Origin of the sequence: Pseudoalteromonas sp. ND6B (assembly GCF_000764215.1) — a bacterium.
GTDB classification, from domain to species: Bacteria; Pseudomonadota; Gammaproteobacteria; order Enterobacterales; family Alteromonadaceae; genus Pseudoalteromonas; species Pseudoalteromonas tetraodonis.
Map to the genome: position 1 here is coordinate 68,181 of NZ_JQFL01000013.1, position 15,215 is coordinate 83,395.

Below are 15,215 nucleotides of genomic sequence, written 5' to 3' on the forward strand. Positions count from 1 at the left end.
TAGTTTTATAAGCTAGTTATTACTGGCTACTAGCCGCTCGCTAATATCAAATACGGTATAAGACAGGGTTAACTCTTCTACATCACTGGGTAATTCAGTATCTACATAAAACAATAATGTAAACTCCAGCTCTTCACCTGCCTTTAACGGTTGCTGATCAAAGCAAAAACACGCTATTTTGTGTAAATACTTGGCCGCTTTTCCTGGTGCTACCGACGGTATAGCCTGCATTACTTTATCTTCATTACTGTTATTTTTAGCGCTAAACTTAACTTCACGCATAGCCCCAGGCTTTACATCTACACTGTACTCTTTAGATTTAACTTCAAAAGGCGCACCACTTTGCGCATGCGTAGTGAAACTAACGCTGACTTCTCTATTTTCAGTGACCAAGGTACTTTGCTGTGCCTGCTCTAACGAGGGCTTACCATTAAGCCCCGTTATATCGCAAAACACGTCATACAAAGGGACCATGGCAAATGCAAATGCAAACATTGCAATGCAAATCACCACCAGCTTTTTTAATAACGGCAAGTGAGTCATTATTTAATGTCCGGCGGCGTTGAGAACGTATGATAAGGCGCAGGTGAATCAACTTCCCATTCAAGCCCCTCAGCTCCATCCCAAACTTTTGCAGGCACTTTGTCGCCCCCTTTTGCACATTTATACACAACCACCACAAATAATAATTGCGATAAACCAAAGGCAAACCCACCTATACTAATAATGGCGTTAAAATCAGCAAACTGTAGCGCATAATCTGGAATACGGCGTGGCATACCGGCTAACCCCACAAAATGCATTGGGAAAAACAGCACATTTACACTTATTAACGACAACCAAAAATGCCATTTTGCTAAGGTAATATTGAACATGTTTCCGGTCCATTTTGGCAGCCAATAATAAGCCCCCGCCATAATAGAAAACACCGCGCCCGTTACGAGTACATAATGAAAGTGTGCAACCACAAAATAGGTATCATGATATTGGAAATCGGCAGGTGTAATCGCTAGCATCAACCCCGAAAAACCACCTAAAGTAAACAACACAATAAATGCGATACTAAACAGCATTGGCACTTCAAAGCTAATAGACCCGCGCCACATAGTCGCTACCCAGTTAAATACTTTTACGCCGGTAGGTACCGATATCAGCATAGTCGCGTACATAAAAAACAACTCACCCGCCACGGGCATACCAGTGGTAAACATATGATGCGCCCACACAATAAAGCTCAACAAGGCAATGGAGGAGGTGGCATACACCATAGAGGCATAACCAAATAGTTTTTTACGTGAAAAGGTGGGAACAATCGTAGAAATAATGCCAAAGGCAGGCAAAATCATAATATAAACTTCAGGGTGACCAAAAAACCAAAAAATATGTTGGAACATCACCGGATCGCCACCACCAGCGGCATCAAAGAAACTGGTCGCGAAGTATTTATCGGTGAGCACCATAGTAACTGCACCAGCAAGTACCGGCATAACTGCAATAAGTAAAAACGCCGTGATCAACCATGTCCACACAAATAACGGCAGCTTCATCCACGTCATACCCGGAGCACGCATATTTACTATGGTGACCACCACATTAATGGCCCCCATAATCGAACTAATACCCATAATATGCACAGCAAATACAAACATTGCTGTGTTGTCGTTACTATAAGTGGTGGAAAGCGGCGCGTAAAAGGTCCAACCAAATGCAGGGCCACCACCAGGCATAAATAATGAAGCTAATAGGATTAAAAACGCAAACGGTAAAATCCAAAAGCTCCAGTTATTCATTCTCGGTAAGGCCATATCTGGCGCACCAATCATTAGCGGGATCATCCAGTTTGCCAAGCCGGTAAAGGCTGGCATAACCGCACCAAACACCATTATTAAACCATGCACTGTGGTCATTTGATTAAAAAAGTGAGGATCAACCAGTTGTAGGCCCGGCTGAAATAACTCAGCTCGAATAACCATCGCCATTGCCCCACCAATTAAAAACATGGTGAGTGAAAAAATTAAATATAAGCTACCTATATCTTTATGGTTGGTTGTAAATAACCAGCGCTTAAAGCCTGTGGCAGGTTGATGGGCATGATGAGCCTCATTGGTATTAGGTTGTTCTGCAATGCTACTCATTATTTAGCCTCCCCATCAGCATCCAGTGCCGCTTGTATCTCGCTCGGTTGAATTACATCACCAGTGTCATTACCCCACGCGTTGCGTTTATAGGTAATAACAGCTGCTATTTGCTTGATTGATAATTGCTTTGCGAAAGACTGCATAGCCGTACCTGGTTTACCGTGGAGCAAAATATCTATATGCCCTTTGATATCACCTATGACTATTGGGCTGCCTTTAAGAGCCGGAAAAACACCCGGCAAGCCTAATCCTGTTGGCTGATGGCACGCCGCGCAGCTCGCCATATAAACCTGCTCACCAAGCGCCATCAGCTCTTCTTTTGGTACAACTTGGTCTAATAACGCAGCGTCTGCTGCAGCTGCTTTTTGCTTGGCTTGTTTAGCCTCTGCTAACCACGTTTTGAAGTCTTCTTCAGTTTTAGCTTCTACCACAACAGGCATAAAACCATGATCTTTACCGCAAAGCTCTGCACACTGCCCACGGTAAGTACCAACCTCATTAATATTGGTCCATGTTTCATTAATAAACCCAGGGTTTGCATCTTTTTTAACGGCAAAGTCAGGCACCCACCATGAGTGAATAACATCATCTGAAGTCATTAAAAAACGTACTTTTTGATTAATTGGTAGTACCAGCGGTTTATCGACCTCGAGTAAATAATTCGGGTTTTTATCAGCAAGGTTGGTTATTTCATTTTGAGGTGTAGCTAGCATGGAATAAAACTCAACGTCCTCCCCCATATACTCGTAATGCCACTTCCACTGTGAGCCTGTAATTTTAATGGTGAGATCAGCTTTGCTGGCATCCTCCATGGCAATTAAGGTTTTAGTCGCAGGAATGGCCATAACAATTAATATGACAAAAGGGATCGCAGTCCACAGTATTTCTACTTTGGTGCTTTCATGGAATTGGGCAGGGACAGCCCCTTTAGATTTGCGATGATGAATGAGTGCCCAAAACATAATGGCAAACACGATCACCCCAATCACACAACATATTAAAAAAATAGTCATGTGCAGTTGGTATACATTATTACTTATATCGGTTACGCCTTTACGCATATTATATTGGCTATTAGCAAGCACATTCTGCGAAAAAACAAACAATATAAGCCACAAGGAAGAACTCAGCTTACCCATGTGACGGCTCCTTTGATGCTATTGCTGACGCAAAGCGAAGAGGCATACGGCTTAAACGCCTATTCGTTATTTTTATTTTTTATAAGGGTGCTGGATTTAGTAAATGTGTGTTCTCAAAACGACTAAGCTGTGAGTTATTTTTATTCCAGCTCTTTAATAACTAGTTAAAAAATAAACAATAAGCAAGGTGAGTATGAAAAATAAACAAGGTGTATTTTTTAAAATGCGCAGCTAAAAAAATAGCAACTAGTCAGGCAATTAATCTAAGAGTCAGGTTTAGTAAGGGGTGTATTGAAATTACAGGATAGAAATATAAAAAATTGTTAACTTAAAAAAGCAGAGTAAATTTGTTTATTTATAAAGTATTTAGTGATTTTATTTATGATAGGAGAAGCACTTAACAACATATAGTCATACATTTGATAAGTTAGACATTGTGCTGCTAACAAACCCAGCGCCTAATCACTATTAAGCGCTAAATTATGCTTTAATACTACATCCAGTCAGCGTTACGAATAACACCTACCGCTAAGCCTTCAATATTGAACGACTCATTTTCTAAATCGACCTCAATAGCTGAAAACTCATCATTTTCAGCATGTAAGAGTACTTTTCTGCCCGCTTTTTCTAAACGCTTCACGGTTACATCGTCGTCAACACGGGCAACAATAACTTGTCCATTTTCGGCAACTTGGGTTTTATGCACAGCAAGTAAATCACCATCCATAATACCAATGTCTTTCATACTCATACCGTTAACACGCAATAAAAAATCGGCCGCAGGTTTAAACATTAAAGGGTCAATTTTACAGTGGCTTTCTACATGCTGTTGCGCCAATATAGGCTCACCGGCAGCCACCCTGCCAATTAAAGGTAAGCCTAACTGCTCTGGCTCCTCTTCTTCAACAAGCTGAATGCCCCGACTCGCGCCTGGCTTCATTTTAATCACACCTTTTTTGGCCAGTGCTTTTAAGTGTTCTTCTGCAGCATTCGCACTTTTAAAACCCAGTGTTTGTGCAATTTCGGCACGTGTAGGAGGCATACCAGTGTCTTTAATAAACACTTTAATGAGTTCGAGTATTTGCGCTTGGCGTTTCGTTAATGGTCGCATACAACTGGTTTTCCATACAGTACAATTAACTGTGAGTATATACAGTTATTTAAAAATCGCAAATATAAATTAATGCCTTATATGCCGTTATCATCAAACAATAACCTACTTTAAAAGCAGGGTGATAAATGTAATTATTAGCAACGCATTATCATATTAATAAATTTTAATTCTCAATTACTTATCCAAGGAGCTAGCATGAGTATTTGGCATCAACCGATTACATTAGAGTTTTGTAAGCAATTAGATCAAGGTATTACAGGCCAAGGGACACTCATGAAAACCATGGGAATAGAAATCAGTGAAATTGGTGATGACTACTTAGTGGCAACTATGCCGGCAATTCCAGAGCATCATAACCCTATGGGTATCGTTCATGGTGGTGCAAATGTGGTGCTTGCTGAAACAGTAGCAAGTTATGCCGCTAATTTTGTGGTTGATTTCAATCGGTTTTATTGTGTTGGCCAAGAGATCAGTGCAAGTCATTTAAAGGCATCACGCAATGGCACATTAACGGCCACAGCGAGAGCTTATCATATCGGCAAGCGCAGCTCGGTTTGGGATATTAAAATAACCAATAGCCGCAATGAGCTTTGCTGCGTATCACGTATGACCGCAGCCGTAGTAGAGCGAAAAGGCTAGTAAGTCAATTAACCAAGGTTGAAATTAAATTACTTTTCGAAAGGGTAAATAGTAATTTCTACGCCTGCACCAATTGCAGATATACGTAACAAGGTATCTGCATGTAAGGCTTGGTTAAAGCATTTTGGCGAAGTGCCAGACTCAAACCCAATATCGAAAGTTCTGCGTGAACAACTCAACCATTGCTTTAATGCATTGCGTGAACACGACTCGATTAACTCACACAAGTGATTAATCGCTTTATCTGGCGTGGTTATTTCACCTGCAACCTCAATGCGAGCAAGTTGACGGTATTCGTCTTTATCATAATGTAAAATAGTTGCGACCTTTTTTAAATCAGCAACTAATACGCTAATATCTTGCTTTGACTCAAGCTCTAGATCTACATTTAAAAATTGAATTTCCGACATTATCTCGTTTTTACCCTCTATTAATCTCATTGCAAACTTTAACGCAGTTTTACCGTTATACCAAATCAACAACGCAGGAATCACTGCATTAACGCGTTTTTAGCGTTAGCCTCTGAATATTGCCCACTATTTACTCCTAAAAAACGCCCTACACAAAATACGCAAATTAAAATTAAAGCATGCCGGCGGCAGTTTACTTTTTTATTCTAGGCCTTAAACTAGCCGCTCCTGTAGTTCACGTATGTGATGGATATGATTCGGTTTATTTTAGCTTTGTTGGCTTGCTGTGCTTGTTTTTCAGCAATGGGCGAACAATTTACGCGGTTTTCGAGTGCCAAAAAGCACTTAATTAATACCCTTCCCGAAAACGCTAAAAGTATTTATTGTGGTTGCGATATAAAAAAACAAGGCAAAAAGTTGGTACCCGACCCTACCCATTGTGGCTACGTGCCTCGCAACACACTAACCCGCTCAGGCAAAGTAAATCAACGTGCCCTGCGAATTGAATGGGAACATATTGTCCCTGCATGGGAATTTGGTCACCAGTTACAATGTTGGCAAGATGGTGGGCGTAAAAACTGCCGCAAAGTTAGCGCTAAGTTTCGCTTGATGGAAGCCGATATAAACAATTTAGCCCCTGCAATTGGTGAAATTAACGCCGATCGCTCAAACTACCGCTTTGGCATGTTAGCCCAAAACGCGACGCAATATGGTCGCTGTGAGGTTAAAGTTAATTTTAAACAACGTGTTGTTGAACCGCCTGTTCATGCACGTAAACGCATTGCCGATGCGTACGCTTACATGCAAAAAACGTATGGTTTAAAAATTTCAGCTAAACAACAAAAGCTATTTAATGCTTGGCAACAACAAGCTTATGCTGCTAACACAAATAGTAAAAAGCTGTAAGTTTAAATTAAAAGCGTGTAACACACGCTTTTAATTAACCTATAACGCTTGGTGTGGTCCAAATATTTCGTAGTGAATGTTTGAGCTTTGCACACCTAAATCAAGTAGCTGGCCTTTTACGTAAGCCATAAATGATGCTGGTCCACACAAATAAAATGCCCCTTCGCTAATAGGTAATGATGCCTCAAGCACCGATAAATCCATTAGCCCAGTGAAATCACACTCCTCGCCACCTTGATTAAACCAAGTAAATGTTTTTAGCTGTGGATGCATTGCCGTTTGCTGCGCTAAATACCCTTTAAATGAAAATTCGCGGCTGTTTTCACACGCGTGCAAATAACTAATCGCTTGATTTTTATCACCACTAAGTAGCGTTTGCAGCATCGCCATCATCGGGGTTTGGCCAACGCCTGCTGAAATAAGTACCACTGGAGTTGCCTCATTTTTTAAAATGAAATCTCCCGCTGGCGGGTATAACTCTACTCGTGCGCCTTGCTCTAGTGAGTGTAAATAATTAGACACCACGCCAGGCTTTGGTTGGCACTCTTTTTTAACGCTAATACGATAGTTTTTAGCATTGCTCTTTTGCGAAATAGAATACTGGCGGATCTCTTCATATTCTGCGCCCTCAGGCTTAACTTTAATGCCAATGTACTGTCCTGGCTTGTAGGTAATAACTGCTTTACCATCCACAGGTGTCAGCGTAAAACTAGTTACGAATTCAGATTCAATATGTTTATCAGTAATTTCAAACTGGCGCGTGCCTGCCCAGCCACCATGGTTGTTTTTACTGTGCGCATACAATGCCGCTTCTTCGGTAATACAAATATCAGCAAGTACACCGTAGGCTTCGCGCCACGCATATTCAACATCGGCAGTAAACTGCTCAGGAATAAGCTCTTTTAACGTACCGATTAAATGTGCGCCCACAATAGGATAATGCTCAGGTAAAATATTTAAGCTGGTATGCTTATGATTAATTCGCGCTAGCGCCTCTTTTAACACGGCTAAATTATCAATATTTTGCGCGTACGCAGCCAATGCATTAAATAATGCAAATTGCTGACGACCCGTTTCTTGATTAGTCATATTAAAAATATGTTTAAGTTCGGGATTATGACTAAACATGCGCTTGTAAAAATGATCGGTTACGACCGTACCTGCCTCTGCAAGCAATGGCACCGTGCTTTTAACTATTTGTATGGTTTTATCGGATAACATGTTTATTTCCTATGTAATAACTAACTGCTTGCATTTAGCATTACACAGAGCGTGCCAACTAATTAAACCTATAATATTCAACAGGTTAAATTAACTCGCTTTACAAGATGAGTCTTTATGACCTACTATAAAACCTGTAAAAATACACTAACAGGTCATTTTGACATGAACCAACAATTCAACCTGACGCAAGTTGCATTAGAACTTGCGCAAAGTACGTTACATGCTCACAGTTTTGAGCAACTTTTAGCCACGGTTGAACGTGTTATTCCCAGCGATGCCAGTGCATTATTGATTCGCCAAGGTGAGCAATTAAAACCCTTAGCCATTAAAGGCCTTATGCCCGATAGCCTAGGACGACGTTTTGATATTGCGGAGCATCCTCGCCTTAAAGCCATCTGCAGTAGTCGTTTGGCTCTGCAATTTGCACATGACTGTCCACTACCTGATCCATACGACGGGCTACTACTGGCTAAAACCGGTGATATTCCAGTGCATGCCTGCTTAGGGTTACCCCTTTATGATAAAAACGCACTACTTGGCATTCTGACCTTTGATAGCCTTAACGCCAATGCGTTTGACGGTATTACCACTGATACACTCAACACCTTACAAACCTTGTGCAGTGCGCACTTTAAAACAGCCCTAGAGCTTGCCCATTACAAACAACATGCGCAGCACTCTAGTGAATTAGTACAAGCGTTAAACCGTGAGGCGCTCAAACGTGATGGTGGTGAAATTATTGGCCAAAGCTCTGCAATACAAACGCTTAAAAATGAGATAAAACTGGTTGCGGCATCAAACTTTAGTGTCCTTATTTTAGGTGATACTGGGGTCGGCAAAGAGTTGGTGGCACGTAATATTCACTTACACTCCGCACGTAAAGATCAGCCATTAATTCATTTAAATTGTGCATCACTGCCTGAAAACCTCGCAGAAAGTGAATTTTTTGGCCATGCAAAAGGCGCTTTTACCGGCGCCCAAAATGCCCGCCAAGGTAAATTTCAGTTAGCCGATGGCGGCACCTTATTTTTAGATGAAATCGGCGAGCTGCCTCTGGCTATGCAAAGTAAATTATTACGCGTACTGCAAAGTGGCGAAGTACAAACCGTTGGCGAAGATGAACTTAAATATGTCGATGTTAGAGTGATTGCAGCAACCAATCGCGACCTAAAACACGAAGTAACACAAGGACGGTTTCGCGCCGATTTGTACCATCGATTAAGTGTTTATCCACTCACAGTCGCTCCATTGAAAGCCCGTGATGAAGATGTTATTTTATTAGCCGGTTATTTTGCAGAAAAAACAGCCCGCAAGCTCGCTATTAAACAGCTAAAACTCAGTATTGAAACGCAACTGCTGCTTAAAAAATATGACTGGCCAGGCAATGTGAGGGAGCTTGAGCATGTGATTAATCGGGCTGCATTAAAGGCTAAACAACATCAGTGGCAGCAACCAATTATTACTATTGAACCTGCGCATTGTGAGCTAAATTTAAGCGCTGTTAACACCTTGGCTCTTGAACACTCAAACCAGCTTGTAATCCCACCTTTAGCAAACAACATTTCGTTAAAGCAAGCCATAGATACCTATACTCAGCAACTTATAATACAGCAACTTAAACAACATAATTATAACTGGGCAAGCACAGCGCGTAGTTTACAGGTCGACCGCGCTAACTTAACGCGGCTAGCCAAGCGCTTAGGTGTTTCAATAAAAAAATCGTTGTAGCCTTTTTAACTTAACTTTCGCTGCCTAAAATAATTTTTTAATAGCTGACTAAACGCTTGAACTTTTGCCGTTCGATGCACTAAATGATGCGTAACCAGCCACAAATCGGTTGGCCAACTCAGTTCATTAGGCAGTACAGGGACTAAATCAGAGTATTGCGCTGCAACATCATGCTGTAATCCGCCAATACCGAGTCCTTTAACGATGGCGCGGGTCGCTTCTGAGGTTTCTGACACTCTTAGCTTAACTTGCGACGGGGGAATATTTTCATCAACCCATGCAAAGTAAGGCACTTTGGCATTATACCCTGCTACACCTGACACAAAGCTATGCAGCGATAGTTGCGCTAATGTTTGTGGCAACCCATAACGGCTAATGTAATGCTTTGATGCATAAAATCCTGACGAGAGCGCCGCTAAATGCTGAGCAATATAATCACCCTCATCCGGTCTGGGTCCAGCTCTTACTGCGATATGTGCTTGGCCATGATCTAAACGTAAGCGTTTTTGATCCATAATCACTTGTAATTGCACTTGCGGATGCAAGGTTTGAAACTGCTCACACACCTCACTTAATACATCAATAAAGCCACTAACTGTGGTGAGTAACAAGCTACCTTGCAAGGTGCTATCTGCAGCAATAATGTCATTATGTAGGCGCTCTAGTTCACCATTAATCGCTTGTGCTGTGGTAAATAACTTAGCGCCAATTTCTGTGACTTTGTAGCCGCGAGCATGGCGATGAAATAGTCGCGCATTTAAGCTTTTTTCTAAGTTATTTATTCGCCTGAGCACCGTACTATGGTGAACATCTAACACTTCGGCCGCGGCAGTTAAAGTACCTAAGCGCGCTACCTCGTAAGCAACCTTCAGGTCTTGCCAATCATTAAATTGAATTGCCATGATAACTACTCTTTAATCTGTGCATATACGCACACAAGTTTTGCGTTTATTTGGCTTTTCTGCAAGTGATTATTTGTTAAAGTCACATTATACAAACTCATTATCAGGAGCAGCTCATGACAACACCAAAAATTATTGCCCTAGCAGGTAGCTTACGTAAAGATAGCTTTCATCAAAAACTCATTAACGAAGCGGCACGCTTTGCTTTAGAAAGTGGCGCTGAAGTAGAAGTGATTAAACTCGCAGACTTAGCCATTCCTATGTTTGATGAAGATCTCGAGGCACAAGGCACACCAGCCGGTGTACAACAACTTAAAGACAAACTTCGCGCAGCCGATGGCATTTTGCTGGCCAGCCCAGAATATAATGGCTCTATTACCGCCGTGTTAAAAAATGCTATTGATTGGGCATCGCGCACCGAACAAGGCGCAGAGCCTGCATTTGCAAATAAAGTAACCGCGTTATATGCAGCCTCACCAGGTGGGTTGGGCGGTTTACGGGGCTTAAATCATGTGCGTGATATATTATCAGGCATTGGCAGCTTAGTATTAGCGAACCAACTGGCAGTACCGGCTATTCATACTTTATTAGATGACAACGGTCGAATTAGCGACCCCGCTACCGCTGAAAAAGTGGCTGGTCTTGCACAGCAGTTAGTTAGCGTAGCAAGTAAGCTTAAATAAGCAGCCACTATAACTTTGTTGCTGCAAGCTTTGCAGCAATAAAGTCTTCATGGGTAACATACAATAAATTAGCAACACGACGAATAACGTATTCTTCTTGTGGATCAAGTTCTCCATCGGAGTACGCTAAACGCCAAAGTAATTCAACTATATCAATGCGTTGCTGTGCACTACATTGATTGTTAATTTGCTTAGAAAATTGAAAATAATCAATGGCGTCATCTAAGCTTGCACTTGCTTGCTCGGTTAACTCATCTACTGCTTCATCCGTTAAATCAAAATATTTTTTTAATGTTAGACTTAGCGTATGTTGCTCATCAGCCTGTAAATCGTTATCCGCTCGCATTACCTCAATTAATAATGCGGCAACCGCTGTTTTTAAATCATGTTGTTCAATATCATAATCTTGCTGATCAATACTCGAAAAAAGCTGTTTAATTTGCTTGAACATCACATTTCCCCTTTTTGGGTGTTAGACTTATATCATAACGGGTTTAATAGATATGCTGATCACACTACCCAAAATCAAGATGGAGTTAAAGGTTTATGAGTATAAAAGCCAATCATTACATACATGGAATTATTAGCTGGTGTTTATTAACGGGGTGTTTGAGTGTGTCGGCAGAGCAAAGTGAAATGCAGCGACTTTATGATTTTGATGAAAAGGTGCATTATAAGCAAACTCAAATAGACACTAACAATTACCACTTAGAAATACAGTCTGACGACTACCCACATTTTAGAAACCAAAGTGTGTTTTTGTTGCGCCACGCAAATCGTTTATGTCACGATAATCCTTTTATGTTAAAAGTGACTGAGGGCGTGCAGGAGTACCAACGCTTTCCAACTAAACCGCGTGCTTATCAGCCACCGCTCAGTGTATTTGTGCAGTGTGAAATGCCTGCAAAAAAAACCTCAAAAAAATAACACCTCGTTATTTTCAGTAAAACCACTGAGTATTAAAATAGCCTGTGGTTTTACTTTAGTTAACCTGAACTAAGTTAGTTAACGCCATATCCCCACGGCGCAGCCGGTGGTGTGATAGGTTTAGTTAAATCAAAATCAACACGGAATTCGCGACCTTGGCGAATAAGTCGATAAGTGAACTGTTCAGGGTAAATATACATTTGCCATGTATTGCCTACCGATTGCGGTATGCCTTGGCTAACAAATAACTCTTTTGAATATTGATCTGCAGGGAATGACTGCATATTAGCAAAACCCGCATCCACAGTATGACCGCCATACATAGTAGACACATCATCGCTGCCATCTTTATGGCGATGATCGTGCTTTAGGCTCAACCCACTGCCTGTTTTAGTAATGATCCACGTACGTGAAGCATCATCACCGACATGAAACGGCACCTGTAACTCACGGTCATTACACTTACGCACATGCATAATTAACTTTTTATCGGCAAATGAACTCGGCCCTGTGGCATTATCAACCGTTACTTTACCCTCAAAAGCTTTACCGCAATGTGCAGCAATACTATTGAAAAAGCTATCATGACTTGGAATTGATACTAAAGGCGCTGGACGTGCTAATGCAGCAGTGGATGCCAGCATAAACGCTGCAGCTGTTAATAATTTCATAATGTGTCCCTAAACATGTAAAAAATCAGCTTAGCGTTTAAGCAAACACAAAGAAAATAATCACGATGAACAGCAATAAAAATTAACAGAACAATGCAGCTTTGCTTTAATTAATTGGTAAAAAAATATCGCTTGAAAGAAAATGAGAAATTAAATATCGTTGTTTGATAAAGGAGAAATAACTAATACCAACTCGCTTAATTAAGCGGTCTATTTTGAGGCAGGAAAAACGGGTTGATAGCTAGGCAAGAAATTCGCTATTTAGTTGTTCTAAATGAGAATTTTTTAACACAGATAGCGACACGTTTAGCCCCGCAAAATGATTGAGTATTATTGCGGATTGGTATAAACGTAAAGCCAGTTTTAGCGCGGAGCACATATTTAAATGGAAAAATATATCGGCTTAATAATCATCGTTTTACTATTAATTATTCAAAATCGCTACACTCTGCACATATATCAACACCTTGCTGAGCAGCACCCAGAACAATGGAAAAAATTATCACAAAATTCATTAGATGGGACACCCTATGCCAATCTTGCTGAGTCATTTAAAGATGGTTTTTTTTCGACTATCAACGACCCAAAGGTAGTCCGCTACCAGAAATTTAAAACTCTCAATTTATTACTAATGGCAATGATTACATTAGCAAGCTTATTGCGTGGTTTTTTAATATAAGCGATTAAAAAAGCGCAACCTAAGTTGCGCTCCAGTTTCATATGTAAAAGGTTACTGCCACGGTCTCTCTGCGGCTAACTGCTTTTCAAACGCATCAATTTGCGGATTCAGGGTTTCGGTTACACCAATAAAATCTAAGCCACTTAATAAACGCTCTTTCACGTCTTTGCGAATATCAAAGTTGATTGGCGCAAACTTATTACTGGTAAGCACCTGGTTTTCAAGATCCACATCAATGTGAATATCGTCGTGCTGCTCACTTAACACAAATAACTCTTCCAGCGTTTGCGCTGGCAATGTAATAGCAAGCATTTGATTGTTACCACAGTTATTAAAGAAAATATCAGCAAAGCTTTCAGCTAAAATCACTTCAAACCCATATTGCTTTAATGCCCATGGTGCGTGCTCGCGTGATGAGCCACAGCCAAAATTATCGCGGGTTAATAATATTTGCGCACCTTGGTAACAAGGACGATTTAAAATAAATTCAGGGTTTGGCTCGCCATTATCTAAATAACGCCAATCGTAAAACAGTGCTGCATCAAAACCATCACGGCTGGTTGAAGTTAAAAACTGCTTAGGAATAATTTGATCGGTATCGACGTTGTTTTTATCAAGTGGGGCCATTAAGCCGCTAAAATAGATGCTCATTAAGCTTCTCCTCTAATATCAACAAAGTGACCATGTATTGCAGCTGCTGCCGCCATTGCAGGGCTCACTAAGTGTGTACGCCCGCCGCGCCCTTGGCGACCTTCAAAATTACGATTCGAGGTGGAAGCACAGCGTTTACCAGCTCCTAAACGGTCATCGTTCATAGCTAAACACATCGAACAACCCGGCTCGCGCCACTCAAACCCTGCAGCTTTAAAAATATCGGCTAAGCCTTCATCTTCAGCTTGCTGCTTAACTAAGCCTGAGCCTGGAACAATCAGCGCTTCAATACCAGCTAAAACCTGTTTACCTTCAACAATTTTTGCTGCAGCGCGTAAATCTTCAATGCGGCTGTTGGTGCATGAGCCAATAAATACCGTGTCTACTTTGGCGCTTGATAGTTTATCGCCCGCTTTTAAGCCCATGTATTTAAGCGCACTGCGAATTGCATCGGCTTTAATTAAATCGGTTTCTTTATCTGGATCTGGAATACATTCATCAACGCCAATCACTTGCTCTGGATTAGTCCCCCAAGTAACTTGCGGTTGAATACTGCCTGCATCTAACTCTACTTCTAAATCAAAATGAGCACCATCATCCGTTTTTAAAGTTTCCCAGTAGGCAACAGCGGCATCAAAATCAGCACCTTTGGGTGCAAACGGGCGGCCTTTTAAGTACTCGTAAGTGATTTTATCTGGGGCAATTAAACCTGCCTTGGCACCCATTTCAATGCTCATGTTACACAATGTCATACGGGCTTCCATTGATAGAGCTTCTATGCCTTCACCACAAAATTCAGCCACATAGCCAGTGCCACCAGCAGTGCCTAGCTTACCAATAACCGCCATAATTAAATCTTTAGCTGTTACTGTAGGGCGTAATACACCGTTAATTTGAATTTTTAACGACTTCGCCTTTTTTTGCTGTAGCGTTTGCGTAGCTAATACATGCTCAACCTCTGAGGTACCAATACCATGTGCCAAGGCACCAAACGCACCATGCGTTGAAGTATGACTATCGCCGCAGACTATAGTGGTGCCTGGTAAAGTAATCCCCTGCTCTGGTCCAATAACATGCACTATGCCTTGGTTTACTGAATTTAAGTCGTACAGCAAAATACCAAATTCTTTACAGTTTGCATCCAGTGCCATTAATTGGTTTTTAGAGACTTCGCTGGCTGCATCCAGTGAACGACTTTTAGTTGAAACATTATGATCCATGGTGGCAATGGTTTTTTCTGGACAGCGCACTTTACGATTTTTTTCACGTAAGCCGGCAAATGCTTGTGGTGACGTCACTTCGTGTACTAAATGACGGTCAATATAAAGTAAATCGGTTTGCTCATTAATGCTGGCAACGGTGTGTGCTTGCCAAATTTTATTGTATAAGGTTTGGGCCACTTGC

At 41.2% G+C, this 15,215-nt stretch carries 17 protein-coding genes; 6 read left to right on the forward strand and 11 right to left on the reverse strand.

What is annotated here, in order from left to right; all coding sequences use genetic code 11:
* Positions 1 to 12: 12 nt before the first annotated feature.
* The 4 genes from ND6B_RS15400 to lexA form a co-directional block, all read right to left on the reverse strand.
* Positions 13 to 543, reverse strand: a complete 531-nt coding sequence (locus ND6B_RS15400) for a cytochrome c oxidase assembly protein (protein ID WP_013466139.1) — start codon at positions 541 to 543, stop codon at positions 13 to 15.
* Positions 543 to 2,135 (reverse strand): cytochrome c oxidase subunit I, encoded by a 1,593-nt coding sequence (gene ctaD / locus ND6B_RS15395; protein ID WP_028834828.1) that lies wholly within the window; start codon positions 2,133 to 2,135, stop codon positions 543 to 545. The genes ND6B_RS15400 and ctaD overlap by 1 nt, the downstream gene beginning before the upstream one ends.
* Positions 2,135 to 3,277 carry a cytochrome c oxidase subunit II gene (gene coxB / locus ND6B_RS15390; protein ID WP_013466140.1) on the reverse strand — a complete coding sequence of 381 codons (1,143 nt, stop codon included), beginning with the start codon at positions 3,275 to 3,277 and terminating at the stop codon, positions 2,135 to 2,137. Before coxB ends, ctaD begins: the two co-directional genes overlap by 1 nt.
* A gap of 493 nt (positions 3,278 to 3,770) precedes the next feature.
* On the reverse strand, positions 3,771 to 4,388 hold the full coding sequence (gene lexA, locus ND6B_RS15385; RefSeq protein ID WP_008114166.1) for a transcriptional repressor LexA: 618 nt from the start codon (positions 4,386 to 4,388) through the stop codon (positions 3,771 to 3,773).
* A 198-nt stretch (positions 4,389 to 4,586) separates the two neighbouring features.
* On the opposite strand from lexA, the gene ND6B_RS15380 reads away from it, so the two are divergent.
* Positions 4,587 to 5,030: a PaaI family thioesterase gene (locus ND6B_RS15380; protein WP_013466144.1), complete on the forward strand. Its 444-nt coding sequence runs from the start codon at positions 4,587 to 4,589 to the stop codon at positions 5,028 to 5,030.
* A gap of 29 nt (positions 5,031 to 5,059) precedes the next feature.
* Here the strand turns inward: ND6B_RS15380 and ND6B_RS15375 are convergent, their stop codons facing one another.
* Positions 5,060 to 5,440 carry a hypothetical protein gene (locus tag ND6B_RS15375; RefSeq protein ID WP_013466145.1) on the reverse strand — a complete coding sequence of 127 codons (381 nt, stop codon included), beginning with the start codon at positions 5,438 to 5,440 and terminating at the stop codon, positions 5,060 to 5,062.
* A 252-nt stretch (positions 5,441 to 5,692) separates the two neighbouring features.
* Here ND6B_RS15375 and ND6B_RS15370 point away from each other — a divergent pair, with 252 nt between their 5' ends.
* Positions 5,693 to 6,346 carry an endonuclease gene (locus ND6B_RS15370; protein ID WP_028834827.1) on the forward strand — a complete coding sequence of 218 codons (654 nt, stop codon included), beginning with the start codon at positions 5,693 to 5,695 and terminating at the stop codon, positions 6,344 to 6,346.
* Positions 6,347 to 6,385: 39 nt separating this feature from the next.
* On the opposite strand, the gene hmpA is transcribed toward ND6B_RS15370, so the two are convergent.
* Positions 6,386 to 7,567, reverse strand: a complete 1,182-nt coding sequence (hmpA, locus tag ND6B_RS15365) for an NO-inducible flavohemoprotein (protein WP_028834826.1) — start codon at positions 7,565 to 7,567, stop codon at positions 6,386 to 6,388.
* A gap of 165 nt (positions 7,568 to 7,732) precedes the next feature.
* Between hmpA and norR the strand changes: the two genes are divergently transcribed.
* Entirely contained in the window at positions 7,733 to 9,298 is a 1,566-nt protein-coding gene (gene norR, locus ND6B_RS15360) for a nitric oxide reductase transcriptional regulator NorR (RefSeq protein WP_033102782.1), read from the forward strand.
* A 5-nt stretch (positions 9,299 to 9,303) separates the two neighbouring features.
* On the opposite strand, the gene ND6B_RS15355 is transcribed toward norR, so the two are convergent.
* Positions 9,304 to 10,200, reverse strand: a complete 897-nt coding sequence (locus tag ND6B_RS15355) for a LysR family transcriptional regulator (protein ID WP_013466149.1) — start codon at positions 10,198 to 10,200, stop codon at positions 9,304 to 9,306.
* A gap of 116 nt (positions 10,201 to 10,316) precedes the next feature.
* Here ND6B_RS15355 and ND6B_RS15350 point away from each other — a divergent pair, with 116 nt between their 5' ends.
* Entirely contained in the window at positions 10,317 to 10,883 is a 567-nt protein-coding gene (locus ND6B_RS15350; RefSeq protein ID WP_013466150.1) for an NADPH-dependent FMN reductase, read from the forward strand.
* 7 nt (positions 10,884 to 10,890) lie between these two features.
* On the opposite strand, the gene ND6B_RS15345 is transcribed toward ND6B_RS15350, so the two are convergent.
* Entirely contained in the window at positions 10,891 to 11,334 is a 444-nt protein-coding gene (locus ND6B_RS15345; protein WP_013466151.1) for a tellurite resistance TerB family protein, read from the reverse strand.
* Between the two features lie 95 nt (positions 11,335 to 11,429).
* Here ND6B_RS15345 and ND6B_RS15340 point away from each other — a divergent pair, with 95 nt between their 5' ends.
* Entirely contained in the window at positions 11,430 to 11,810 is a 381-nt protein-coding gene (locus ND6B_RS15340; RefSeq protein ID WP_033102772.1) for a hypothetical protein, read from the forward strand.
* A gap of 74 nt (positions 11,811 to 11,884) precedes the next feature.
* Here the strand turns inward: ND6B_RS15340 and ND6B_RS15335 are convergent, their stop codons facing one another.
* A complete protein-coding gene (locus ND6B_RS15335; RefSeq protein ID WP_028834823.1) occupies positions 11,885 to 12,481 on the reverse strand; it encodes a hypothetical protein in 597 nt (198 codons plus the stop codon).
* 385 nt (positions 12,482 to 12,866) lie between these two features.
* Between ND6B_RS15335 and ND6B_RS15330 the strand changes: the two genes are divergently transcribed.
* Entirely contained in the window at positions 12,867 to 13,160 is a 294-nt protein-coding gene (locus tag ND6B_RS15330) for a hypothetical protein (protein ID WP_013466154.1), read from the forward strand.
* Between the two features lie 51 nt (positions 13,161 to 13,211).
* On the opposite strand, the gene leuD is transcribed toward ND6B_RS15330, so the two are convergent.
* Positions 13,212 to 13,811, reverse strand: a complete 600-nt coding sequence (leuD, locus tag ND6B_RS15325; protein ID WP_033102773.1) for a 3-isopropylmalate dehydratase small subunit — start codon at positions 13,809 to 13,811, stop codon at positions 13,212 to 13,214.
* Complete coding sequence (leuC, locus tag ND6B_RS15320) at positions 13,811 to 15,211, reverse strand: 3-isopropylmalate dehydratase large subunit (protein WP_008465616.1); 1,401 nt, start codon at positions 15,209 to 15,211, stop codon at positions 13,811 to 13,813. Before leuC ends, leuD begins: the two co-directional genes overlap by 1 nt.
* Positions 15,212 to 15,215 lie beyond the last annotated feature (4 nt).

Excerpts from the sequence above, each read along its gene's own strand:
- ND6B_RS15400 (WP_013466139.1), bottom strand. The coding sequence starts at position 543 with ATGACTCACTTGCCGTTATTAAAAAAGCTGGTGGTGATTTGCATTGCA.
- ctaD (WP_028834828.1), bottom strand. The coding sequence starts at position 2,135 with ATGAGTAGCATTGCAGAACAACCTAATACCAATGAGGCTCATCATGCC.
- coxB (WP_013466140.1), bottom strand. The coding sequence starts at position 3,277 with ATGGGTAAGCTGAGTTCTTCCTTGTGGCTTATATTGTTTGTTTTTTCG.
- lexA (WP_008114166.1), bottom strand. The coding sequence starts at position 4,388 with ATGCGACCATTAACGAAACGCCAAGCGCAAATACTCGAACTCATTAAA.
- ND6B_RS15380 (WP_013466144.1), top strand. The coding sequence starts at position 4,587 with ATGAGTATTTGGCATCAACCGATTACATTAGAGTTTTGTAAGCAATTA.
- ND6B_RS15375 (WP_013466145.1), bottom strand. The coding sequence starts at position 5,440 with ATGTCGGAAATTCAATTTTTAAATGTAGATCTAGAGCTTGAGTCAAAG.
- ND6B_RS15370 (WP_028834827.1), top strand. The coding sequence starts at position 5,693 with ATGATTCGGTTTATTTTAGCTTTGTTGGCTTGCTGTGCTTGTTTTTCA.
- hmpA (WP_028834826.1), bottom strand. The coding sequence starts at position 7,567 with ATGTTATCCGATAAAACCATACAAATAGTTAAAAGCACGGTGCCATTG.
- norR (WP_033102782.1), top strand. The coding sequence starts at position 7,733 with ATGAACCAACAATTCAACCTGACGCAAGTTGCATTAGAACTTGCGCAA.
- ND6B_RS15355 (WP_013466149.1), bottom strand. The coding sequence starts at position 10,200 with ATGGCAATTCAATTTAATGATTGGCAAGACCTGAAGGTTGCTTACGAG.
- ND6B_RS15350 (WP_013466150.1), top strand. The coding sequence starts at position 10,317 with ATGACAACACCAAAAATTATTGCCCTAGCAGGTAGCTTACGTAAAGAT.
- ND6B_RS15345 (WP_013466151.1), bottom strand. The coding sequence starts at position 11,334 with ATGTTCAAGCAAATTAAACAGCTTTTTTCGAGTATTGATCAGCAAGAT.
- ND6B_RS15340 (WP_033102772.1), top strand. The coding sequence starts at position 11,430 with ATGAGTATAAAAGCCAATCATTACATACATGGAATTATTAGCTGGTGT.
- ND6B_RS15335 (WP_028834823.1), bottom strand. The coding sequence starts at position 12,481 with ATGAAATTATTAACAGCTGCAGCGTTTATGCTGGCATCCACTGCTGCA.
- ND6B_RS15330 (WP_013466154.1), top strand. The coding sequence starts at position 12,867 with ATGGAAAAATATATCGGCTTAATAATCATCGTTTTACTATTAATTATT.
- leuD (WP_033102773.1), bottom strand. The coding sequence starts at position 13,811 with ATGAGCATCTATTTTAGCGGCTTAATGGCCCCACTTGATAAAAACAAC.